This window comes from Pseudomonas sp. ATCC 43928 (genome assembly GCF_005938665.2).
Lineage (GTDB): Bacteria > Pseudomonadota > Gammaproteobacteria > Pseudomonadales > Pseudomonadaceae > Aquipseudomonas.
In genome coordinates, this window is record NZ_CP041753.1 from 5,724,794 (window position 1) to 5,745,624 (window position 20,831).

Genomic DNA, 20,831 nt, shown 5'->3' on the forward strand with positions numbered 1-20,831 from the left:
ATAAGTCATTAACCGCCTGCGTCCGGAATCCCAATGAATGACATTGCCCTTAGCGGTCTGGCCAAGCAATTGGTGCTGGCCGAGCTGATCACTGATCAAAGTGCGCAACAGGCGTATCAGCAAGCCCAACGCGATCGAGTCTCACTGGTCAGTTATCTGGTGCAAAACAAACTGCTGAAAAGCTGGCAGGTCGCCGAGGTGGCTTCGGAGCATTTCGGCATGGCCCTGCTGGACCTCAACTGCCTGGAAAAAGACACCCAACCCAAGGGGCTGGTCAGCGAAAAACTGATCCGCCAGCACCACGCCCTACCCCTCTGGCGACGCGGCAACAAACTGTTCGTGGGGGTTTCCGATCCGAGTAATCAACAGGTCATCAACGACATCCAATTCAGTACCGGGCTGAACACCGAAGCCATCCTGGTCGAAGAGGACAAGCTTAGCGACGCCATCGAAAGATTCTTCGACAGCCACGCCACCGACCTGCAAGAGATGGCCGATGTCGACCTCGACGGTCTGGACATCGAGTCGGTCGACGACCAGAAACAGGACGCCATCGGCGGACAGGACACCGATGACGCGCCCGTGGTGCGCTTCGTCCACAAGATGTTGCTCGATGCGATCAAGAGCGGGTCTTCCGACCTGCATTTCGAACCCTACGAAAAAACCTACCGCGTGCGGATGCGCACCGATGGCATCCTGCATGAAGTTGCCAAGCCACCAACGCAACTGGCCAACCGCATTGCTTCCCGGCTCAAAGTCATGGCCAGTCTCGACATCTCCGAGCGGCGCAAACCCCAGGACGGGCGAATCAAGATGCGCCTGTCCAAGAGCAAGTCCATCGACTTCCGGGTCAACACCCTGCCGACCCTGTGGGGCGAAAAAGTGGTGATCCGGATCCTCGATCCGTCCAGCGCGCAAATGGGCATCGATGCCCTCGGCTATGAGCCGGAGCAGAAAGACCTGTACATGGCCGCCCTCAAGCAACCACAGGGGATGATCCTGGTGACCGGGCCCACCGGTTCAGGCAAGACCGTGTCGCTCTATACCGGGCTGAACATCCTCAACACCGTCAACATCAACATCTCCACTGCCGAAGACCCGGTGGAAATCAACATGGAGGGCGTCAACCAGGTCAACGTCAATCCCAGGCAGGGAATGGATTTCGCCCAGGCGTTGCGCTCGTTTCTGCGCCAGGACCCGGACGTGATCATGGTCGGCGAAATCCGCGACCTCGAAACTGCCGAAATTGCCATCAAGGCCGCCCAGACCGGGCACATGGTGCTTTCCACCCTGCACACCAACAGCGCTGCGCAAACCCTGACCCGCCTGCACAACATGGGGATTCAGGGCTTCAACATTGCGACCTCGGTCAGCCTGATCATTGCCCAGCGCCTGGCGCGCAAGTTGTGCAGCCATTGCAAGAAGCCCATCGAGATTCCCCGCGAGACGCTGCTCAAGGAAGGCTTCCCCGAGGAACGCATCGGCTCATTCACGATCTATGAACCGGTCGGTTGCAATCAATGCAATGCTGGCTACAAAGGGCGAGTGGGGATTTATGAAGTGGTGAAGAACACTCCTGACCTGCAACGGCTGATCATGGCCGAAGGCAATTCACTGGAGATCGACCTCCAGATGCGCAAGGACGGCTTCAACGACCTGCGCACGTCGGGCTTGCTCAAGGCCATGCAAGGCATCACCAGCCTTGAAGAAATCAACCGGGTCACGAAGGACTGAATATGGCGGTCAAAGCAGCGAAAATCAGCGTGTATGCCTGGGAAGGCACGGATCGCAAAGGTGCGAAAATGACCGGCGAGTTGACCGGACAAAATCCAGCGCTGATCAAGGCCCAGTTGCGCAAGCAGGGCATCAATCCGGGCAAGGTGCGGAAAAAGTACGCGTCCATTTTCAGTGCCGGCAAGCGCATCAAACCCTTGGACATCGCCCTGTTTACCCGGCAGATGGCGACCATGATGAAAGCCGGCGTACCGCTCCTGCAATCGTTCGAGATCATCGGCGAAGGCTTCGATAACCCGAACATGCGCAAGCTGGTGGACGAGGTGAAACAGGAAGTCGCGGCCGGTAACAGCTTCGCCGCGGCCCTGCGCAAAAAGCCCCAGTATTTCGACGAGCTGTACTGCAACCTGGTGGACGCCGGCGAGCAGGCCGGTGCCCTGGATACCCTGCTGGAACGGGTGGCGACCTACAAGGAAAAGAGCGAAAGCCTCAAGGCCAAGATCAAGAAAGCCATGACCTACCCGCTGGCCGTGGTGTTCGTCGCAATCATTGTGACCGGCATTCTGCTGGTCAAGGTTGTGCCGCAATTCCAGTCGGTATTCTCGGGGTTCGGCGCCGAACTGCCGGCGTTCACCGTGATGGTCATCGGCTTGTCGGAGTTCATGCAGGACTGGTGGTGGATGATACTCGGCGTGTTGGCTGGGGGGATCTTCGGCCTGCGCCATGCCTTCAAGAATTCCCCGGGCTTTCGCGACCGGACGGACACCTGGCTGCTGAAACTGCCGTTGGTTGGCGCGCTCATGTACAAGTCCGCCGTGGCCCGTTACGCCCGCACCCTGTCGACGACGTTTGCCGCCGGCGTGCCACTGGTCGAAGCCCTGGAGTCAGTGGCGGGCGCGACCGGCAATATCGTGTTCAAGCGAGCGGTGTTGCGCATCAAGCAGGACGTTTCGACCGGCATGCAGCTGAATTTTTCCATGCGTACCTCCGGCATCTTTCCGACCATGGCGATCCAGATGACGGCCATTGGCGAAGAGTCCGGCGCGCTGGACGACATGCTCGACAAGGTCGCGGGTTTCTATGAGGCCGAGGTGGACAACATGGTCGATAACCTGACCAGCCTGATGGAGCCGTTCATCATGGTGGTGCTGGGTGTTATCGTCGGCGGGCTGGTGGTTGCAATGTACCTGCCCATCTTCCAACTCGGCTCAGCGGTCTGATATGTCCTTGAACGAATTTCTGAGCCTCAACCCGCTGGCCTTCGTGATGACCGCAGGGCTGATCGGCCTGCTGATCGGCAGTTTTCTCAACGTGGTGGTCTGGCGCCTGCCGAAAATGCTTGAGCGTGAATGGCGCCTGCAGGCCCATGACGTACTGGACTTGCCAGTCGAAGCCCCCGGTCCGACCTACAACCTGATATTGCCCCACTCCGAGTGTCCTCACTGCGGCCATCGGATTCGAGTGTGGGAGAACATTCCAATACTCAGTTATCTGTTTTTACGTGGGCGATGCTCGAGCTGCGCAGCGCCGATCAGTAAACGTTACCCGCTGACCGAACTGGCCTGCGGCCTGCTGTCGGCGTTCGTCGCCTGGCATTTCGGTTTCGGCTGGCAGGCCTGCATGGTGCTGGTCCTGAGTTGGGGCCTGCTGGCGATGAGCCTGATCGATGCCGAACATCAACTGTTGCCGGACGTACTGGTGATGCCATTGATGTGGCTGGGACTGGTCCTCAACAGCTTCGGGCTCTTCGTATCACTGCATGACGCGTTCTGGGGCGCGGTGGCCGGCTACATGGCGCTGTGGACGGTGTTCTGGCTGTTCAAGCTGGTCACCGGCAAGGACGGCATCGGTTACGGTGACTTCAAGCTCCTGGCGATGCTCGGCGCCTGGGGCGGCTGGCAGATCCTGCCCATGACCATTCTGCTGTCATCGCTGGTAGGGGCCATTCTCGGGGTGATTTTGCTGCGCCTGCGGGATGCGAAAACCTCGACGCCGCTACCCTTTGGACCCTATCTGGCCATTGCCGGCTGGATTGCCTTGCTCTGGGGTGGTCAAATAACCGGCTTCTATTGGCAGTTTGTCGGTTTGAAATGAATACCCCTGTGGAAAAACCCTGGATTCTCGGCCTGACCGGCGGCATCGGCAGCGGCAAAAGCGCGGCCGCGCAGCACTTCATCGACCTCGGCGTGCACGTGGTCGACGCCGATCATGCGGCTCGCTGGGTGGTCGAACCCGGTCGCCCGGCACTGGCAAAAATCGCCGAGCACTTTGGCCCCGGCGTGTTGCAAGCCGATGGTCAGCTGGATCGTGCAGCCCTGCGCAAGCTGATCTTCGAGGTGCCGGAAGAACGCCGCTGGCTCGAAGCGCTACTGCATCCGTTGATCGCCGAGGAAATCGCCCATCATCTGGCCAAGGCACAATCGCCTTACGCGATTCTGGTTTCGCCGCTGCTGATCGAGTCCGGGCAGTACGCCATGACCCAACGGGTCCTGGTGATCGATGCCCCGGAACAGTTACAGATCGAACGCACCCTGCAGCGTGACCAGACCAGCGAGCAGCAAGTCCAGGCGATCCTCAAGGCTCAGTCCAGCCGACAGGACCGCTTGAGCCATGCCGACGATGTGGTGGTCAACGACCGCGACCTCGCCTGGCTGCACAGCGAGGTCGAACGCCTGCATCACTTTTACCTTACTTTGCGTGGAGGCCAGTCATGAGCCAAACCCCGACCGTCGAATGCCCAACCTGTGGCGCCCCTGTCGAATGGAGCCCCGAGAGCAAGTTCCGGCCGTTCTGTTCGGACCGTTGCAAACTGATCGACTTGGGCGCCTGGGCGTCGGAAGAACACAAGATCCCGGTGCCCCCTGATGCCGAGGACGAGTTGTTCAGCGGCGACTTCGACCCGCGTCACTGATCCCGGCCATCAGGGCCGCATAAAGCCATAGTCCTGGCCCTCGTCGAGGTTCTCGGCGAGAAACCGCAACTCATCGGCCAGGTCTTCAAGATTGCGCACTGCCTTGCTCTGCTGCACCACCGCACTGAGCAAGGCACGCAGGCTCAACCCCGGATCGAAGCCCACCTCTTGCGCCACATCCAGACTCTGACGCAACTCCTGCCTGGCCCACTCGTAGACACTCATTTCGATGCTCCTGAAGGTTTTCCGAAGCATGGATTCGTCAACGTTTTTTGGATTTGATGTGGATCAAGATTTGGGATCGTCATCTTTCCAGGGCGCCGATAGATAGCGCGTGCGATTGAACGTCTCCAGCCATTCTGGGCAAAACACCACCAACGCGCTGACCACCATGCCGTTGATGAACGCTTCCGGAAAAATCAGCAGCCAAAGGTAACCGACAAAGTCTTCCAGCCAGTACGGCATGACGAATCGCTCGTCGTACCACAGCAGCGTGAGCGTCAGGATCAGGCACAACAAGGCCGACAGCGCAGCGGCAAAAAAACCGGAACAGAAGATGTACACGAAGGGATTACGCGGCTGCGCGCGCTCCACCAGGATGGCGCAGCACTCGGTGACCAGCACCGGTAGCAGGATCAGCAGAGCGCCATTGACCCCGACAGCGGCCAGGTCCTGACGCCCGAGCAACACCAAGCCCACCTGCGCGACCAACCCGCCGACAATCGCCAACGGCCAATCCAGTAGTAAGGTCACGGCGGTCATGCCGATGAAGTGATAGGACACACCGGTATCGAAGTCCCGTCGCACCAGCCACAGCATGAACAGCGCAAACACCGTACCGAACAACAGATGCTGGCGGCGGCTGTCGCTGAACAGTTCGACCCATGGCGCTCGCGCAATTGCCCAGATCAGCGCCGGTATATAGATCAGCCACCCCATCGTCAGGGTTTGGGATGACAGTAACTCGGCACCGATCATGGCTGGGCACACTCCTTTGTCTTACCAGAAGAGAACAGGTCATCAGTCTACACCGGCCTTTGATTTTGCTCTGGAGGGGCGTTTTACGATTGGGGGGCATGTTCGTTGCTGCGGTAATGGCGGCTCTTTGGTGGCGTACATATCCATTTTTTTGTAACGGCCACTTATGGTTCCGCCCTTACGGCGGGTCACTTTCGAAAAGCGCGAAAGTACCAAAGCGCTTTTGCCCCTCCATTCGGTGCCTCGCCTAGGCTCGGCATGCCCTCACTCCGGCATTGCTCCGGGGGCCCGCCGCCATCGGCCATCCATGGCCGGGGGCGGCTACCGCGGCATCCCTGCCGCGGTGCCCCCTGCGCAATACCTGCGTTCGGCCTCTGGGAAAGGGGCGGATAGATCAAGATCAAAAACCAAAGCAACGGCAAGATCAAAAGATCGCAGCCTTCGGCAGCTCCTACAGGGGAATGCGTTCACTTGAAGTCAGGCCGGCCGGTAGGCCGCCTCGCTATTGCTTTGGCGGTGCACGCCCCCTCGAGAGGCCGAGTGGAGGTTCTGCGCAGTGGGCAACCCGGCATGGATGCCGGGTTAGCCGCCCCCGGCCATGGATGGCCGATGGCGGCGGGCCCACGGAGCAGGACCAGAGCGAGGGCACCCTGAGCCTAGGCGAAGGGCCGAACGAAAGGGGCAAGAGCCTTTGGTTACTTTGGGCTTTTCAAAGTGACTCGCTGTAAGAGCGAAACCGCCAGCCGGCACTACCGCAGAAACGGATATGCACACAATCAACAGCGATTGTTACATTTCCCGCAAGACTGAATCAGACCCAGCCCCCTTTATCGCCCACAGGCAAAGACTAAAATTCAGACACTGGAACCCACACAGAGCACAGAAAAATGAAAACCCTGACCAGCCTGTTCCTGACCCTCGCCGCCACCTCGGCCCTGGCCGCCAACGAGCCAGCCGCTGCCACCCCGTACAACCCGGCACAACCACTGGACATCGCCAAGGTCGTTTCAGTGACAGACACCGCAACCGCCTGCGGAGTCGTGCCAGCGACCATGGAATATATCGACCATCAGGGCCAGACCCATCGCGTGACGTACGAAGTCATGGGCAACTGCACCACCGATCTGTGATCGCTCCGGTCATAACAACTTCCATGTGTAGCTGAGAATCAGGCGGTTCTCGTCGATATCACTGCGGTAGTTGGAGCGCGCCATGGCGTTGCGCACGCGGATCCCGAGGCCTTTGAGGCTGCCGCTTTGCAACACATAGCCGATGTCCAGATCGCGCTCGCGGTCCTTACCTTCAAACCCCTTGCCGGTGTCGACGTTATTGCCGGTGATGTAACGCACGGTGCTGGTCAGCCCCGGCACACCGAGGGCAGCGAAGTCGTAGTCGTAACGCGCCTGCCAGGAACGCTCATCGGTGTAGGCAAACTCGTAGGTCGGCACCTCATTGCCCAGCGGTGAGATGTTGGCAAACACTCGCGGGAAGGCGCTGTCGCCGAACATGCCCTGGTAGCCGACATAAAACGTGTGACCGCCGCGCTTGGCCGACAGCAAAGAGAAGAACGCCCGGTTGTCGATGTTGCCCAGTAATTTTTTGCCGTCCTCGCGCGAATCGTAATAGCCAAGGTTGGCGCCCAGGGTCCAGTCACCCAACGGCTCGCTGTGCTTGAAGCCGAGAAAGCGCTGGTTGTAGATATCCTCCAATTGCCCGAACCAGGCACTGACCGAGCTGCGTTTATCATTGAACGCGTAGTCGGCGCCGGCAAAGTTGAAACCATCGCTGCTGACCTGACGCTGGGGTACATGACCGAGCATGGCTTGCATCTTTTCATCGCCAGCCTCGTTGCGCAGGCTGGTCGAACTCAAATGACCGCCCTGTAAGGTCAGGCCATCGATCTCATTGGAGCTGATGCTTGCGCCCTGATAACTGGGCGGCAGCAGACGGATATCGCTGAAGGCCAGCACCGGCAGGTTGGGTTGCAGCTCCCCCACCTTCAATTCGGTCTTGGAGTAACGCACCTTCAGCGCGCCCCCCAGACGACTGTATTCATTCGCCGCGCGTCCATCATTGCGCACCGGCAGCAAACCGGTATTGACCCGGTCCGGGCTGCTGTCGAGTTTGAGGCCGAGCAGGCCAATGACATCCACACCAAAACCGACAGGACCCTGGGTATAACCGGATTTGACGTTGAGAATGAAGCCCTGTGCCCACTCTTCGGCCTTCGACTGTTTATTGGCCCCGACGATGTCGGAGAAGTCCCGGCTGAAGTAGTAATTGCGCGCTTGCAAGGTGGCGGTGCTGTCTTCGATGAAACCGCCCTCGGCGGCCACCGCACCGGTGGAGAAACTCGAGACGACAGCGATGGACAACACTGACCCGGTTGTTGGAAAAATCTGTTTCATCGTTTTTTCTCTTATTTTTATTGATCGACAGGTTGAAGTGCTTCAGTCGCAGCATTTGCGCTGCGAGCGATGGGACGCCGGGCGTTTAACAACCAGTGGGTGACCATGCCGAAAATCAGTCCCCAGAAAGCGGCAGACAACCCAAACAGCGACATGCCCGAGGCGGTGGTGAGAAAGGTCACCAATGCGGCTTCACGATCACTCGGCACCGCCATTGCGCCAGCCAGTGCCCCCGCTATCGCAGCGAACAACGCAAGCCCGGCCAAGGCCGCGATCAGTTCTTTGGGGAACGCCGAAAACAACGAAACCAGCGTGGCGCCGAAGATCCCCAGCACCAAATAACAGAGACCGCCCACCACCCCGGCCACATAGCGTTTGCCCGGGTTTTCATGGGCCTCGCGACCGGTACAGATGGCGGCGGTAATCGCCGCCAGATTCAGCCCGTGACAACCGAACGGCGCCAACAGCGCAGTGCCCAACGCACTGCTGGCGATGATCGGGCCGGCGGGCGTTGAGTAGCCGCTGGCGCGCAGCACCGCCATGCCGGGGACAAACTGGCCGGTCAGCGCCACCATCACCAGCGGCAAGGCGATATTCAGCGTCGCGCTCAAACTGAACGCAGGCGTGATCCACACTGGCGTGGCCAAACCGATCACCAGCGCTTCGCGGTGCAAATCACCGGCGAGAAACGCGATGGAACAGCCCACCAGCAGCACCATCAACACCGCATAACGCGGCATCACCCGTTTGCAGATCAGGTACGTGGCAAACATCGCCAGCACCAGCTGCGGCTTGCCTTGCAACGAGACGAACAACCCGGTGCCGAAACTGAACAGAATCCCTGCCAGCATCGCCGCCGCAATCGCTGCGGGCAGTTTGCCGATGATCCGGTCAAATGCCCCCGACACCCCGACCAGAAAGATAATCAGGCTGCTGACCAGGTACGCGCCCACCGCTTCGGGCATGGATATTCCCGGCAACAGCGCCACCAGCAACGCCGAGCCCGGCGCCGACCACGCGATGATCACCGGCACCCGGTAACGCAAGCTCAAACCGATGCCGAGCACGGCGCTGCCGATGGAAATCGCCCAGACCCACGACGACAGCACTTCTCGCGAGAGGTGCGCGGTTTCGGCGGCTTGAAAGATGATCACCAAGGGGCCCGCATAGGAAATCACCGTCGCGATAAATCCGGCGACGGCAGCCGACAAGGAAAAATCCCGGAATAACGCTTTCATGAAACGTCGCCGACAGACCCGTCAGGCGAACCATGGCGCAGGCCCGACAGCGCTTGTTTGACACTGCGCTGACTGCTGATCGCGAACACGGTCATGGCAATGGCGGCCACCGCACCGGGCAAGGCAAACGCCATGAAGTTCAGTTGCAGCGGCAGGCTGATCCCCAGCAAGGCACCGCCCAGCAGCGGGCCGACGATGGCGCCGTTGCGGCCGATGCCCGACGCCCAGCCCAAACCGGTGGAGCGAATGGCCATGGAGTAGAACTGCGCGGCGCAGGCGTACAGCAGAATCTGCGAGCCGATGGTGGTGGCGCCAGCGATGGCGATCAGCAGGTACAACACCGGCATCGGACTGTTGAAGCCAAGCAAGGTGATCGATACGGCTGCAACGGCGAAGAACACCGCCAACACGCGCGGCAGGTTGAGTTTGTCACCCAGCACACCGCCGCCGACCGCGCCAAAAATGGCGCCGAAGTTGAGTACCAGCAGGAACGACAGGCTCGAGCCCAGGCTGTAACCGGCGTTGGCCATCAGTTTCGGCAGCCAGGAACTCAAGGCGTAGACCATCAGCAAGCAGCAGAAAAAAGCCAGCCACAGCATCAGCGTGCGCAGCGCCCGCCCCTCACGAAACAACTGCAACACCGGGGTGCCGCTGCCCTTCACTTCGCTCATGTGCAGCTGATCGCCGGTTTGCGCGATGTACGCCGGATCGACTCGCTGGAGAATGTTGCGCGCCTCTTCATTGCGCCCCTGACGCAGCATGAAGCCCACCGATTCAGGCAGGAAGTACATGATCAACGGCAACAGCAGCAACGGCAGCACCGCCACGTAAAACACCGACTGCCAGCCGAAACTTGGGATCAGCACGATGCCGAGCCCCGCCGAGAGCATGCCGCCCACCGAGTAGCCGCTGAACATGATCGCCACCAGCGTGCTGCGGATTTTCTTCGGCGCGTACTCATTCATCAGCGCCACGACGTTGGGCATCACCCCGCCAATGCCCAGCCCGGCAATGAACCGACAGAGGCCAAACTCGGTGGGGTTACTGGCAAAACCGTTGAGCACGGTAAAACCGCTGAACAGCATCACGCACAGGGTGATGGCTTTTTTACGACCGATCTTGTCTGACAGCGGGCCGAAAAACAGCGCGCCGAACATCATTCCAAACAGTGCATAACTTCCCAGTGCGCCGGCTTGCAGAGGACTGAGCCCCCACTCTTTCATCAGCATCGGCAACACCACGCCGTAGATCACCAAATCGTAACCGTCGAAAATGATGATCAGGGCGCACCAGAACAGCACCATCCAGTGAAAGCGGTTGAATCGTGCCTTGTCGATAACCTCATGTACGTCAATCTTGCGCATGGCATCTATCTCTTGTTGTTGTTTTTTTAAGAGTCGGTAACGCGGCTAACGTCCGTACAGCCGAGGGTAAAGTCGCCAGGCACGGGGCAATATCCGCTTTGCGCAGATCGCTATCCGTTTTGTGCACCGCCCGGAACCGGGCGTTGGGCGGGGAAAGAGGGTCTTGAATCAGAGAAACCTGTGGCGAGGAGCACGTCTATGCTGGATTTACCCGGCTCATGCCTTTGCTCCTATAGGAGGAAAAATCGATGGTTCCCACGCCCATTTCCGAAAAGGCTTTTTCCCGAGGTCTGCTCGATGTACTGATTCGTGCCGGGTTGATCGCCGTTCTGGTGGTTTTCTGCTTCCAGATATTCAGTCCATTCCTCGATCTGATGCTGTGGTCGATAATCCTGGCAATCACCCTCTACCCGTCACAAGTCAGGTTCAAAGGCGCGCTGGGAAACAAGGATGGGCTCAGCGCGACGCTGATTGTGCTGATCGCCATCTGCATCCTTATGGTGCCTGCCTATTTGTTGGGAACCTCGATTGCAGACTCCGTGGAACGGGCGATAAGCATGGTCAAAAGTGACAGTTTCCATATCCCCCCTCCGTCCGACGCGGTGGCCGGCTGGCCACTTGTGGGCAAACCCCTTCATGGCTTATGGACACAAGCTGTCACCAACCTGCCCGACCTGCTACAGAAGTTCATACCGCAAATCAAAGGTGTCAGCCTCTCCCTGCTGAGCAAGCTGGCGGGGGCCGGCATGGGGCTCCTTTTATTTATCTTTGCCCTGATTATTGCCGGTATTTTTTTAGCCTATGGTGAAAGTGGCCACCGCAGCGCAGTGCAAATCGCTTCGCGCTTCTGCGGCCCGGTCAAGGGACCGAAAATCACCGAGCTGTGCACCGCGACCATCCGGGCAGTGGCGTTGGGCGTGGTTGGCATCGCCTTCATCCAGATGCTGTTGATCGGCATCGGCTTTGTGTCCATGGGCATCCCCGGCGCAGGTCTTCTCGCCTTGGCGGTGCTGCTTATTGGCATCATGCAATTACCGGCCACCCTGATTACCCTTCCGGTCATCGTCTACGTCTTCGCGAACGAAGGTGCCAGTACGGCGACCATTGTGTTTGCCATCTATGTCTTCGTTGCGGGCCTGGTCGATAACGTCCTCAAGCCGTTGCTGTTAGGCCGAGGTGTCGATGTGCCAATGCCGGTGGTGCTGATCGGTGCCTTGGGCGGCATGGTCACGAGCGGTATCCTCGGCCTGTTTATCGGCCCTGTGATATTGGCTGTCGGTTATCGGCTGTTCTGGCAATGGGTGGACGATAAAGCGCAAGAACCCGGGACAGACCGCCAGGGACCGATCTGACACGTCTGCCGAGGATATCGCCATGCTGTTGAATCTACTCGCCGGTCTCCCCGTGATGCTGTTCTGCCTGCTGATGCAAGCCGTTTTCATAACTATCTGTTTGCGCCATTACGTGCATTTCAGGCATACCCATCCAAATCGTGAATCGCAATGGCTGAATATCCTGTTGCTGTCGATGGTCATGGTGCTGATGTTGCTCGGCAATTTCGTGCAGATCGCCATCTGGGCCACCCTGTTCATGTTGCTCGACGAATTCGACGAATTCGCCACTGCGCTCTATCACTCGGCAGTCAACTTCGCCACGCTGGGCTATGGCGATATCATCATGTCCCCACGCTGGCGTCTGCTTGGCCCACTGGAAGCAGCCAACGGCATCCTGATGTTTGGTGTCTCTACCTCAGTCATGACCGCTGCGGTGATGGATGTCATCAAACACAGTATGGAAAGGCTACAACAGCGCGAACACCTATAGGTACGTCAGAAAAAGCAGGTAAGGTTCTATCTGAGGAAATCGCGACCGACTTTTTTCTTTTGCGACAGACTTTATTATTCAGATCACATTTGAACGCTAAGCTTGGGCCTATGGATGACTCCGATTATTTACGCCTGCTGACCATTGCGGCCGAGCAAGCCAACACGTTCCTTTCCAATGCCCGCAAATGGGAGCGTGAGCGTTGGGTTTGCCAGCGCCTGCTGCAAGGTCTGAACATTCCCTATCGCGCCGACGAGTTTGCCCCCGCCGGAGAGCCGCCGGACGTGCTGTTTCGCGACGCGAATTTCGAGGTGTTCTTCGTGCTCGACGAGGGCCGGCGCCTCAATGATGAATGGCGTGATGAGCTGCAACGTCGGCGCAGCGCGTTCTCCCTGAGCCAACTGGTGCGCCGCGAGGCCAAGCCCCGGCGCATCCCGGCTAATGAATTTCTGCTGAGACTGGCGCCAACCTTGCGCAAAAAAGCCCACAACTACAAAGAGCGCGGCATGGACCTGGGGGATCTGGACATCATCGCCTTCGCCAGCCTCAAGCGCGAAGTGCTGGACCTCAACAGCCACTTCCCGCCGCCCACCGAATACCTGCGCCAGGGCTGGCGCTCGTTGTCGCTGGTCGGCCCGACCTTCGCCCGCGTACTCTTCGCCCACCCGGATGCCCCGGATTTCCTGCGCAGCAACCTGGGGCGCAGCATCGTCTTCGATGTCGGGATCAGCTTGTGAGTCCCGCCACATATAGCGGCAACCCTGCACAGGATGGCGCAATCACTGGCCGAATGTTACAAAGCGCAATCGTTCACCCGAACCACATGCACCGTTCAACGCTTGCAGACAATCTGCTGTAACGTCTGCACATTCAGCAACGTCTACCCGACGAGGCCTTTATGACCAGCCGCCTGAACCCCGACGACCAGAAGCATGTCGAAGAGTACCTGCACCTGTCCCAGCACCAAGTCGAGCGCCGGCCTTTCCGGCCGTGGATGCTCCTGGTGGTGGTGTTGGCAGTGACCATTGGTTTAGGCCTGTTGAGCCGACTTATCAGTTACCTGACGCTATGAGCTGCCTTGCGCTCGCTCGGGTAACGGTACAGATTTCTTTTAGCCTTGCGAGATATCCCCATGACTCATCGTATTGTCATCGTTGGCGGCGGCGCCGGCGGTCTGGAGTTGGCTACCCGTCTGGGTAAGACTCTGGGCAAGCGCGGCACGGCCAGTGTGATGCTGGTCGACGCGAACCTGACCCACATCTGGAAACCGCTGTTGCACGAAGTGGCCGCTGGATCGCTCAACTCTTCCGAAGACGAACTCAACTATGTTGCCCAGGCAAAATGGAACCATTTCGAGTTCCAGCTGGGGCGCATGAGCGGGCTCGATCGCACACAGAAGAAAATCCAGCTGGCCGCCACCTACGACGATGCTGGCCTTGAACTGGTACCCGCGCGCGAAGTGCCTTACGACTCGCTGGTGATTGCTGTCGGCAGCACCACCAACGACTTCGGTACTCAAGGCGCGGCGCAACACTGCCTGTTCCTCGACACCCGCAAGCAGGCCGAGCGCTTCCATCAGCAACTGCTCAATCACTACCTGCGCGCGCACGCCGGACAGACCGACACCGTGCAACAGATCAGCGTGGCCATCGTCGGCGCCGGTGCCACCGGGGTCGAACTGGCAGCGGAACTGCACAACGCCGCCCATGAACTGGCGGCTTATGGCCTGGACCGGATCAAGCCGGAAAACATGCACATCACCCTGATCGAAGCCGGACCACGGGTTCTCCCGGCGCTGCCGGAGCGGATCGGCGGGCCTGTGCATAAAACCCTGGAGAAACTCGGGGTCAACGTCATGACCAATGCCGCGGTCAGCGAAGTGACCGCCGACAGCCTGATTACCGCCGACGGCCAGGTAATCAACGCCAGCCTCAAAGTCTGGGCCGCCGGGATTCGTGCGCCGGGTTTCCTCAAGGACATCGATGGCCTGGAAACCAACCGCATCAACCAGCTGCAAGTGCTGCCGACCCTGCAAACCACCCGCGACGAGAACATCTTCGCCTTCGGCGACTGTGCGGCCTGCCCGCAACCGGGCAGCGACCGCAATGTGCCGCCGCGTGCCCAGGCGGCCCACCAACAGGCTTCGTTGCTGGCCAAATCGCTGAAACTACGGATCGAAGGCAAGGCCCTGCCGGAATACAAATACACCGACTATGGCTCGCTGATTTCGCTGTCGCGTTTTTCGGCTGTGGGTAACTTGATGGGCAACCTGACCGGCAGCGTGATGCTCGAGGGCTGGCTGGCACGGATGTTTTACGTGTCGCTGTACCGCATGCACCAGATGGCGCTGTATGGCGCGTTCCGTACGGCGATGTTGATGCTGGGTAGCAAGATTGGGCGTGGGACCGAGCCGCGGCTCAAGTTGCATTAAGAGCTTCGGCGTCACTTAGGGCCTCTTCATGGGCAAGCCTCGCTCCTACAGTTCGGAGTCAAATCGAAAGATGCGATCGACTCCCCCGTAGGAGAGAGGCTTGCCCGCGAATCATGCGTCCCGGTCCAACTTCCTGACACCTATGTGTCTCACTGTATCTGCCCCACGATTTCACCCCTTCGCTTACAAACTCCCTCCTTGCACGACACAGTAGCGATACACCGCGCCCGCTAAATGGCCACACCCGAGCAAGGCACCGCCTGCTTCGGTCATCGCCGCACTTGCGTGGCGTCCTTTATCGAACGGTTGTGTCGTGCAACCCAGGAGATTTGTAATGTCCCGTACCACTACTCTCAGCAAAAACACCGTTGGCCTGCTCGGTGCCGTCCTGGCCGGCGGCCTGATGTTGTCCGGTTCCGTATTCGCCGCGCAGCCACTGACCCAGGGCTACATGGTCGCCTCCGCCGAAACTTCGGTAAAAACCCCAGAAGGCAAATGTGGCGAAGGCAAGTGCGGCGATGCCTCGATGGCCAAGACCGACACCGATGGCGATGGTCAGGTGTCCCGTGCGGAGTTCCTGAAAGTGGCGCCCAAGGGCGACTTCGACAAGATCGACACCAACCACGATGGTCAAATCTCGGAACAAGAGGCTTTCGACAATGTGAAAGCCAGCTACGAAGCCAATGGCAAACAAATGCCAAAAGGCTTGTTCGAGCACCTGAAAGACAACAGCTAAGCCAATGAAGACCAGGCCCTGCTTCTCCATCGAGGAGCGGGGCTTTTTTTCATCCGGCGGATTTACAACTGAAACCGCTGCACCATGGTCCGTAACGAATTGGCCAACTGCGACAGCTCATGGCTGGAGGCGCTAGTCTGATCGGCGCCAGCGGCGGAGCGTACCGACAAATCGCGAATGTTCACCAGGTTGCGATCAACTTCACGCGCCACTTGCGCCTGCTCCTCGGCGGCGCTGGCGATCACCAGGTTGCGTTCGTGGATCTGGTGAACCGAAGCGGTGATGGTCTGCAGCGCTTCGCCCGCATGCTCCGCCAACGCCAGGGTGCTGGCGGCCCGCGAGGAGCTGGCTTGCATGGAGTCCAGCGCCTGGGTTGAGCCAGTACGCATGCCCTGAACCATTTGTTCGATTTCCTGAGTCGACTGTTGCGTGCGGTACGCCAGGGCACGCACTTCGTCGGCAACCACCGCGAAACCTCGACCACTTTCGCCCGCACGCGCCGCTTCGATGGCCGCGTTGAGGGCGAGCAAATTGGTCTGTTCGGCAATGGCACGAATCACATCCAGCACCTTGCCGATGTCCTGAGACTGGTTGGCCAGCGACTGCACCAAGCCGCCCGTCGTCTGCACGTCGCTGGCAAGGGCGCTGATGGCACTCACGGTTTCGCTCACTCGCTGATGGCCAACGTGTGCCGACTCACTGGATTGGCGCGTGGCGTCAGAGGTAGAAACCGCGTTGCGTGCGACCTCCTCCACCGCGGTGGTCATTTCGGTGACGGCTGTCGCCGCTTGTTCGATCTCGTTGTTCTGCTGTTGCAGATTCTGGGTGCTGTCGAGGGTGACCGCGTTCAATTCATCGGCTGCCGTCGCCAATTGCGCCGCCGAACCGCTGATGCCCTGCAAGGTGTCACGCAGGTTGTGTTGCATGGTCGCCAGCGCCTTGAGCAAGCGGCTCACTTCGTCGTTGCCATGGGTCTCGATGGGGCGGGTCAGATCGCCTCGTGCCACGTTCTCCGCAGCGTTCAACGCCTCTGCCAAGGGTTTGACGATGCTACGGGTCAACAGCATCGCAAGGCCGACCGTGGCCAGCGCCGCGAGGGCAATAAACAGGCTGACGATCATCCGGGAGGTGGCATAGTGCTCTTGGGATTTCCGGCTCTCGGCGGCCACTAGCCGGGTGAACAGTTCCGCCAGATCGTTGAGCTGTTTGCCCGAACCGTCGACAACAGTCTTCATGTCGACCAGCAGTAGTTTGGTCAGCTCGTCACGCCTCCCTTGCTCAGCGAGGGTGAAGGATTGGGCGATGCCGCTGCCGTAGGCGGCGAAGGTTTTTTTGAACTGGTCATACAACTCCTGGCCCTCAGGGGTGGTGACCAATTTGTCATAAGCGGCAATTTTCTCGCTCAATTCCTTGTCGCGCGTGTCCATTTGGCTGCGGTAAGTGGCGATGTTCTTCGGATCTTGATCCAAGGCCATGCGCAGGGAAATGGTACGGATGCGCAACATGAGCTCGCGGATCTCGTCACCGCCGCGAATGCTCGGCAACCATTGGGCCTCCACCGCCACCTCGCTGTCGCGAATGCTCGACATCTGCCCCAGTGCAAATACCCCGAGCAATGCCACCAGTACCGCGATCAAGGCAAAACCCAGCGCGGCGCGAGGGGCAATATTCAGCTGACGAAGAAACATAACGAGCGCCTTTGTTTTTATTGGCTGGAGTCGAGGCCCTGTCCGTGCCCCGTTAGCTCGTTATCGGCAAGTTGTACGATGACTTGAAGCGATCTGCTTTTTCGCAGACAAAAAAAATCCCCGTATCTTTCGATACGAGGATTTTTAATATGGTCGGGGTAAGGGGATTCGAACTCCTGACATCCTGCTCCCAAAGCAGGCGCGCTACCGGACTGCGCTATACCCCGGTAAAAAAAAGGCACCTTTGAAAGGCGCCTTCTGCGAACAGAGCTTTTGGCGTCTGATCTTAAGATTCGATCCCAGCGTTAACTGGTTTCAAAAATGGTGGGTCGTGTGGGATTCGAACCTACGACCAATTGGTTAAAAGCCAACTGCTCTACCAACTGAGCTAACGACCCAAAAATGGTCGGGGTAAGGGGATTCGAACTCCTGACATCCTGCTCCCAAAGCAGGCGCGCTACCGGACTGCGCTATACCCCGGTTTGAAATTGGCTCCGTGACCAGGACTCGAACCTGGGACCCAATGATTAACAGTCATTTGCTCTACCGACTGAGCTATCACGGAACTACATATTTCAATTTACAACTGTGAAGCTTGCTTCACCTCTTCGACTCGTTCGCATCGCTGCGTTCGTGTGTCTGAGGCGCGCTATTCTACAATCTTAAGCACCTCTGTCAACCCCCTAAATTGCTTTCAAGTTAATGATTTGCAACTTATTTCAGATTCCTGCTTGGGGAGCAGAAACCCTCTCGGGGTGACTTACTGCGGGGCGCACTTTACAAGCATTTTCCTTTGAGTTCAACAGCCTATCGAAAAAAAGGCCTCGCAATGCGAGGCCTCTTTCATTTTGTTGCCACTGGGGATCAGACAAAGACGATTTCGTCGTGCTCCACCACACCTTTGGCGGTCTCTCCGGGCATGAAACGACCCGATAGAATCAGCTGTGCCAGCGGGTTCTCGATCCAGCGCTGGATCGCCCGTTTGAGCGGCCGTGCGCCATAGACTGGGTCGTAACCGACGGCGATCAGCTTATCCATCGCTTCCGGACTCAGCTCAAGCTTCAGCTCGCGCTCGGTCAGACGGCTACGCAGGCGACCCAACTGGATCTCGGTAATGCCCGCGATCTGATCCCGAGCCAGTGGCTCGAAGATCACCACTTCGTCGACCCGGTTGATGAACTCCGGCCGGAAGTGCGTGGAAATCGCATCCATCACCGCTGCACGCTGCGCTTCGCGATCCCCTATCAGTTCCTGGATCTGTACCGAGCCCAGGTTGGAGGTCATGACGATCACGGTATTTTTGAAATCCACCGTGCGGCCATGGCTGTCGGTCAAACGGCCATCTTCAAGCACTTGCAGCAAGATGTTGAACACATCCGGGTGGGCCTTCTCGACCTCATCCAGCAGGATCACTGAATAAGGCTTGCGACGCACCGCCTCGGTCAGGTAACCGCCCTCCTCATAGCCCACGTAGCCCGGTGGCGCGCCGATCAGACGAGCCACGGAATGCTTCTCCATGAACTCGGACATGTCGATCCGTACCATCGCCTCTTCAGTATCAAAGAGGAACTCGGCCAGCGCCTTGCACAACTCGGTTTTACCGACACCGGTCGGGCCGAGGAACATGAACGAACCGCTCGGGCGATTCGGATCGGACAACCCGGCACGGGAACGCCGCACTGCGTTGGAGACGGCGATCACTGCTTCGTCCTGACCGATCACACGTTGGTGCAACAGGCTTTCCATCTTCATCAGTTTTTCGCGCTCGCCCTCGAGCATTTTCGCCACGGGGATGCCGGTCCATTTCGACACGACTTCAGCGATCTCTTCTTCAGTCACCTTGCTGCGCAACAACTGGTTTTCGCTTTTGCCGTGCTGGTCGACCATTTGCAGGCTGCGCTCCAGGTCCGGGATCACCCCGTATTGCAGCTCGGCCATGCGGTTCAGATCGCCTTTACGGCGCGCGGCTTCCAGTTCCTGACGGGACTGTTCGATTTTCTGCTGGATCTGTGCCGAACCCTGGACCTCGGCTTTTTCCGAGTTCCAGATCTCTTCGAGATCCGAATACTCACGCTCGTGACGGGCGATTTCTTCCTGCAATTTTTCCAGACGTTTCTTCGCCGCGTCGTCGCTTTCTTTCTTCAGCGCCTGGGATTCCACCTTCAGCTGAATCAGGCGACGCTCCAGACGGTCCAGCACTTCCGGCTTGGAATCGATTTCCATGCGGATGCGGCTGGCGGCTTCGTCGATCAGGTCGATGGCCTTGTCCGGCAACTGGCGGTCCGTGATGTAGCGATGACTGAGCTTGGCCGCGGCGATGATTGCACCGTCGGTGATTGCCACCTTGTGGTGAACTTCGTAGCGCTCTTTCAGACCACGCAGGATGGCGATGGTGTCTTCTTCGCTCGGCTCGTCCACCAAGACCTTCTGGAAGCGCCGCTCGAGGGCCGCGTCCTTCTCTATATATTGACGATACTCGTTGAGCGTGGTCGCACCGACGCAATGCAGCTCACCGCGAGCCAATGCCGGTTTGAGCATGTTGCCCGCGTCCATCGAGCCTTCGCCCTTGCCCGCGCCGACCATGGTGTGCAACTCGTCGATGAACAGAATGATCTGCCCTTCCTGCTTCGACAGTTCATTGAGCAGGGACTTGAGGCGCTCTTCGAACTCGCCGCGGTATTTGGCACCGGCAATCAATGCCCCCATATCCAGGGACAAAAGGCGCCTGCCTTTGAGACCGTCCGGCACTTCACCGTTGATGATGCGCTGAGCCAGGCCTTCGGCGATGGCGGTTTTACCCACGCCAGGTTCACCGATCAGCACCGGGTTGTTCTTGGTGCGGCGTTGCAGTACCTGAATGGTGCGGCGAATTTCATCGTCACGGCCGATCACCGGATCGAGCTTGCCCTCTTCGGCGCGCTTGGTCAGGTCGATGGTGTATTTATCCAGCGCCTGCCGAGACTCTTCCTGGTTGGCGTCATTAACCGCCTCACCGCCGCGCAGATTGTTGATCGCGTTTTCCAGCGCCTTTTTGCTCACGCCCTGGCCGAGCAGCAATTTGCCGAGCTTGCTGTTCTCGTCCATCGCGGCGAGCAGCACCAGTTCGCTGGAGATGAATTGGTCACCCTTCTGCTGAGCCAGGCGATCGGCCTGGTTGAGCAGGCGTGCCAGATCCTGCGACATGTTCACGTCGCCGGTCGGGTTCTGGATTTTCGGCAGCTGATCGAGCGCTTTGGTCAGTTCTTTACGCAGGCTGTTGACGTCGAAACCCACCTGCATCAGCAGGGGTTTGATCGAACCACCCTGCTGTTCAAGCATGGCCTGCATCAAATGCGCCGGTTCAATGGCCGGATGATCGAGGCCGACAGCCAGGGACTGGGCGTCGGACAGGGCTAACTGCAGCTTGCTGGTTAAACGGTCTATACGCATGGGTTCACCTTCCTTTTGAGCAGGCCGGACCTATAAACATCCCGAATAAAGAAACCTGCCAGATACCGCTATAGATGTGGTCGATTCTGG

General features: G+C 58.8%; 19 protein-coding genes, 4 tRNA genes and 1 pseudogene. 12 read left to right on the forward strand and 12 right to left on the reverse strand.

Translation table 11 applies throughout. The features are described 5' to 3' along the window. Window positions 1-33 precede the first annotated feature (33 nt). The 5 genes from pilB to yacG are packed head-to-tail and all read left to right on the forward strand — an operon-like array spanning window position 34 to window position 4,645. Window positions 34-1,734, forward strand: a complete 1,701-nt coding sequence (gene pilB / locus FFH90_RS26320) for a type IV-A pilus assembly ATPase PilB (RefSeq protein ID WP_064620392.1) — start codon at window positions 34-36, stop codon at window positions 1,732-1,734. A 2-nt stretch (window positions 1,735-1,736) separates the two neighbouring features. After that, window positions 1,737-2,954 (forward strand): type II secretion system F family protein, encoded by a 1,218-nt coding sequence (locus FFH90_RS26325; RefSeq protein WP_018930188.1) that lies wholly within the window; start codon window positions 1,737-1,739, stop codon window positions 2,952-2,954. A 1-nt stretch (window position 2,955) separates the two neighbouring features. Beyond that, entirely contained in the window at window positions 2,956-3,828 is an 873-nt protein-coding gene (locus FFH90_RS26330) for an A24 family peptidase (protein ID WP_064620394.1), read from the forward strand. Further along, window positions 3,825-4,448, forward strand: coding sequence for a dephospho-CoA kinase (coaE, locus tag FFH90_RS26335; RefSeq protein ID WP_026286732.1), 624 nt, complete (start codon window positions 3,825-3,827; stop codon window positions 4,446-4,448). The genes FFH90_RS26330 and coaE overlap by 4 nt, the downstream gene beginning before the upstream one ends. Further along, a complete protein-coding gene (gene yacG, locus FFH90_RS26340) occupies window positions 4,445-4,645 on the forward strand; it encodes a DNA gyrase inhibitor YacG (RefSeq protein ID WP_103406792.1) in 201 nt (66 codons plus the stop codon). The genes coaE and yacG overlap by 4 nt, the downstream gene beginning before the upstream one ends. 9 nt (window positions 4,646-4,654) lie before the next feature. On the opposite strand, the gene FFH90_RS26345 is transcribed toward yacG, so the two are convergent. Together FFH90_RS26345 and FFH90_RS26350 are read right to left on the reverse strand one after the other, a co-directional pair. Then, window positions 4,655-4,870, reverse strand: a complete 216-nt coding sequence (locus FFH90_RS26345) for a hypothetical protein (RefSeq protein ID WP_111454251.1) — start codon at window positions 4,868-4,870, stop codon at window positions 4,655-4,657. A gap of 63 nt (window positions 4,871-4,933) precedes the next feature. Beyond that, the gene (locus tag FFH90_RS26350; protein WP_138866321.1) at window positions 4,934-5,623 is read right to left on the reverse strand and encodes an energy-coupling factor ABC transporter permease; all 690 of its coding nucleotides are present in this window, start codon (window positions 5,621-5,623) and stop codon (window positions 4,934-4,936) included. A gap of 887 nt (window positions 5,624-6,510) precedes the next feature. Here FFH90_RS26350 and FFH90_RS26355 point away from each other — a divergent pair. Then, window positions 6,511-6,753, forward strand: a complete 243-nt coding sequence (locus tag FFH90_RS26355; RefSeq protein WP_018930181.1) for a DUF2790 domain-containing protein — start codon at window positions 6,511-6,513, stop codon at window positions 6,751-6,753. A gap of 9 nt (window positions 6,754-6,762) precedes the next feature. On the opposite strand, the gene FFH90_RS26360 is transcribed toward FFH90_RS26355, so the two are convergent. Genes FFH90_RS26360 through FFH90_RS26370 form a run of 3 tightly spaced genes read right to left on the reverse strand, consistent with a single transcriptional unit; the run spans window position 6,763 to window position 10,633 of the window. Further along, the gene (locus tag FFH90_RS26360) at window positions 6,763-8,031 is read right to left on the reverse strand and encodes an OprD family porin (RefSeq protein ID WP_111454250.1); all 1,269 of its coding nucleotides are present in this window, start codon (window positions 8,029-8,031) and stop codon (window positions 6,763-6,765) included. Between the two features lie 17 nt (window positions 8,032-8,048). After that, window positions 8,049-9,269 (reverse strand): benzoate/H(+) symporter BenE family transporter, encoded by a 1,221-nt coding sequence (locus tag FFH90_RS26365; RefSeq protein WP_111454249.1) that lies wholly within the window; start codon window positions 9,267-9,269, stop codon window positions 8,049-8,051. Further along, the gene (locus FFH90_RS26370) at window positions 9,266-10,633 is read right to left on the reverse strand and encodes an aromatic acid/H+ symport family MFS transporter (protein WP_138866322.1); all 1,368 of its coding nucleotides are present in this window, start codon (window positions 10,631-10,633) and stop codon (window positions 9,266-9,268) included. Before FFH90_RS26370 ends, FFH90_RS26365 begins: the two co-directional genes overlap by 4 nt. 248 nt (window positions 10,634-10,881) lie before the next feature. Here FFH90_RS26370 and FFH90_RS26375 point away from each other — a divergent pair, with 248 nt between their 5' ends. From FFH90_RS26375 to FFH90_RS26400, 6 genes are all read left to right on the forward strand, one after another. Beyond that, window positions 10,882-11,985, forward strand: coding sequence for an AI-2E family transporter (locus FFH90_RS26375; RefSeq protein ID WP_138866323.1), 1,104 nt, complete (start codon window positions 10,882-10,884; stop codon window positions 11,983-11,985). 22 nt (window positions 11,986-12,007) lie between these two features. Further along, window positions 12,008-12,457, forward strand: coding sequence for a potassium channel family protein (locus FFH90_RS26380; RefSeq protein WP_018930176.1), 450 nt, complete (start codon window positions 12,008-12,010; stop codon window positions 12,455-12,457). A 110-nt stretch (window positions 12,458-12,567) separates the two neighbouring features. Further along, the gene (locus FFH90_RS26385) at window positions 12,568-13,194 is read left to right on the forward strand and encodes a DUF1780 domain-containing protein (protein WP_007938395.1); all 627 of its coding nucleotides are present in this window, start codon (window positions 12,568-12,570) and stop codon (window positions 13,192-13,194) included. 161 nt (window positions 13,195-13,355) lie between these two features. Further along, window positions 13,356-13,529 carry a DUF3094 domain-containing protein gene (locus FFH90_RS26390; RefSeq protein ID WP_007938396.1) on the forward strand — a complete coding sequence of 58 codons (174 nt, stop codon included), beginning with the start codon at window positions 13,356-13,358 and terminating at the stop codon, window positions 13,527-13,529. 60 nt (window positions 13,530-13,589) lie between these two features. Further along, window positions 13,590-14,888 carry an NAD(P)/FAD-dependent oxidoreductase gene (locus tag FFH90_RS26395; protein ID WP_019581250.1) on the forward strand — a complete coding sequence of 433 codons (1,299 nt, stop codon included), beginning with the start codon at window positions 13,590-13,592 and terminating at the stop codon, window positions 14,886-14,888. A gap of 334 nt (window positions 14,889-15,222) precedes the next feature. Further along, on the forward strand, window positions 15,223-15,624 hold the full coding sequence (locus FFH90_RS26400; protein ID WP_138866324.1) for an EF-hand domain-containing protein: 402 nt from the start codon (window positions 15,223-15,225) through the stop codon (window positions 15,622-15,624). A 62-nt stretch (window positions 15,625-15,686) separates the two neighbouring features. Here FFH90_RS26400 and FFH90_RS30790 read toward each other — a convergent pair whose 3' ends face one another. The 7 genes and pseudogenes from FFH90_RS30790 to clpB all read right to left on the reverse strand — a co-directional run bounded on the left by FFH90_RS30790 (window position 15,687) and on the right by clpB (window position 20,741). Continuing rightward, window positions 15,687-16,550, reverse strand: coding sequence for a methyl-accepting chemotaxis protein (locus tag FFH90_RS30790; protein WP_371924336.1), 864 nt, complete (start codon window positions 16,548-16,550; stop codon window positions 15,687-15,689). Beyond that, window positions 16,542-17,312: pseudogene (locus FFH90_RS30795) on the reverse strand (MCP four helix bundle domain-containing protein); the annotation flags it as partial. The pseudogene FFH90_RS30795 and the gene FFH90_RS30790, both read right to left, overlap by 9 nt. Window positions 17,313-17,462: 150 nt before the next feature. Further along, a tRNA-Pro gene (locus tag FFH90_RS26410) sits at window positions 17,463-17,539 on the reverse strand. Between the two features lie 95 nt (window positions 17,540-17,634). Then, window positions 17,635-17,710: transfer RNA gene (locus tag FFH90_RS26415), tRNA-Lys, on the reverse strand. A 5-nt stretch (window positions 17,711-17,715) separates the two neighbouring features. Further along, window positions 17,716-17,792: transfer RNA gene (locus FFH90_RS26420), tRNA-Pro, on the reverse strand. 9 nt (window positions 17,793-17,801) lie between these two features. After that, window positions 17,802-17,877, reverse strand: a tRNA-Asn gene (locus FFH90_RS26425). A gap of 299 nt (window positions 17,878-18,176) precedes the next feature. Then, window positions 18,177-20,741 (reverse strand): ATP-dependent chaperone ClpB, encoded by a 2,565-nt coding sequence (clpB, locus tag FFH90_RS26430; protein ID WP_018925901.1) that lies wholly within the window; start codon window positions 20,739-20,741, stop codon window positions 18,177-18,179. Window positions 20,742-20,831: the final 90 nt, after the last annotated feature.

Excerpts from the sequence above, each read along its gene's own strand:
- FFH90_RS26325 (WP_018930188.1), top strand. The coding sequence starts at position 1,737 with ATGGCGGTCAAAGCAGCGAAAATCAGCGTGTATGCCTGGGAAGGCACG.
- FFH90_RS26385 (WP_007938395.1), top strand. The coding sequence starts at position 12,568 with ATGGATGACTCCGATTATTTACGCCTGCTGACCATTGCGGCCGAGCAA.
- FFH90_RS26380 (WP_018930176.1), top strand. The coding sequence starts at position 12,008 with ATGCTGTTGAATCTACTCGCCGGTCTCCCCGTGATGCTGTTCTGCCTG.
- clpB (WP_018925901.1), bottom strand. The coding sequence starts at position 20,741 with ATGCGTATAGACCGTTTAACCAGCAAGCTGCAGTTAGCCCTGTCCGAC.
- FFH90_RS26345 (WP_111454251.1), bottom strand. The coding sequence starts at position 4,870 with ATGAGTGTCTACGAGTGGGCCAGGCAGGAGTTGCGTCAGAGTCTGGAT.
- FFH90_RS26350 (WP_138866321.1), bottom strand. The coding sequence starts at position 5,623 with ATGATCGGTGCCGAGTTACTGTCATCCCAAACCCTGACGATGGGGTGG.
- FFH90_RS26390 (WP_007938396.1), top strand. The coding sequence starts at position 13,356 with ATGACCAGCCGCCTGAACCCCGACGACCAGAAGCATGTCGAAGAGTAC.
- FFH90_RS30790 (WP_371924336.1), bottom strand. The coding sequence starts at position 16,550 with ATGCAACACAACCTGCGTGACACCTTGCAGGGCATCAGCGGTTCGGCG.
- FFH90_RS26365 (WP_111454249.1), bottom strand. The coding sequence starts at position 9,269 with ATGAAAGCGTTATTCCGGGATTTTTCCTTGTCGGCTGCCGTCGCCGGA.
- FFH90_RS26375 (WP_138866323.1), top strand. The coding sequence starts at position 10,882 with ATGGTTCCCACGCCCATTTCCGAAAAGGCTTTTTCCCGAGGTCTGCTC.
- FFH90_RS26360 (WP_111454250.1), bottom strand. The coding sequence starts at position 8,031 with ATGAAACAGATTTTTCCAACAACCGGGTCAGTGTTGTCCATCGCTGTC.
- FFH90_RS26370 (WP_138866322.1), bottom strand. The coding sequence starts at position 10,633 with ATGCGCAAGATTGACGTACATGAGGTTATCGACAAGGCACGATTCAAC.
- FFH90_RS26395 (WP_019581250.1), top strand. The coding sequence starts at position 13,590 with ATGACTCATCGTATTGTCATCGTTGGCGGCGGCGCCGGCGGTCTGGAG.
- coaE (WP_026286732.1), top strand. The coding sequence starts at position 3,825 with ATGAATACCCCTGTGGAAAAACCCTGGATTCTCGGCCTGACCGGCGGC.
- yacG (WP_103406792.1), top strand. The coding sequence starts at position 4,445 with ATGAGCCAAACCCCGACCGTCGAATGCCCAACCTGTGGCGCCCCTGTC.
- FFH90_RS26330 (WP_064620394.1), top strand. The coding sequence starts at position 2,956 with ATGTCCTTGAACGAATTTCTGAGCCTCAACCCGCTGGCCTTCGTGATG.
- FFH90_RS26355 (WP_018930181.1), top strand. The coding sequence starts at position 6,511 with ATGAAAACCCTGACCAGCCTGTTCCTGACCCTCGCCGCCACCTCGGCC.
- FFH90_RS26400 (WP_138866324.1), top strand. The coding sequence starts at position 15,223 with ATGTCCCGTACCACTACTCTCAGCAAAAACACCGTTGGCCTGCTCGGT.
- pilB (WP_064620392.1), top strand. The coding sequence starts at position 34 with ATGAATGACATTGCCCTTAGCGGTCTGGCCAAGCAATTGGTGCTGGCC.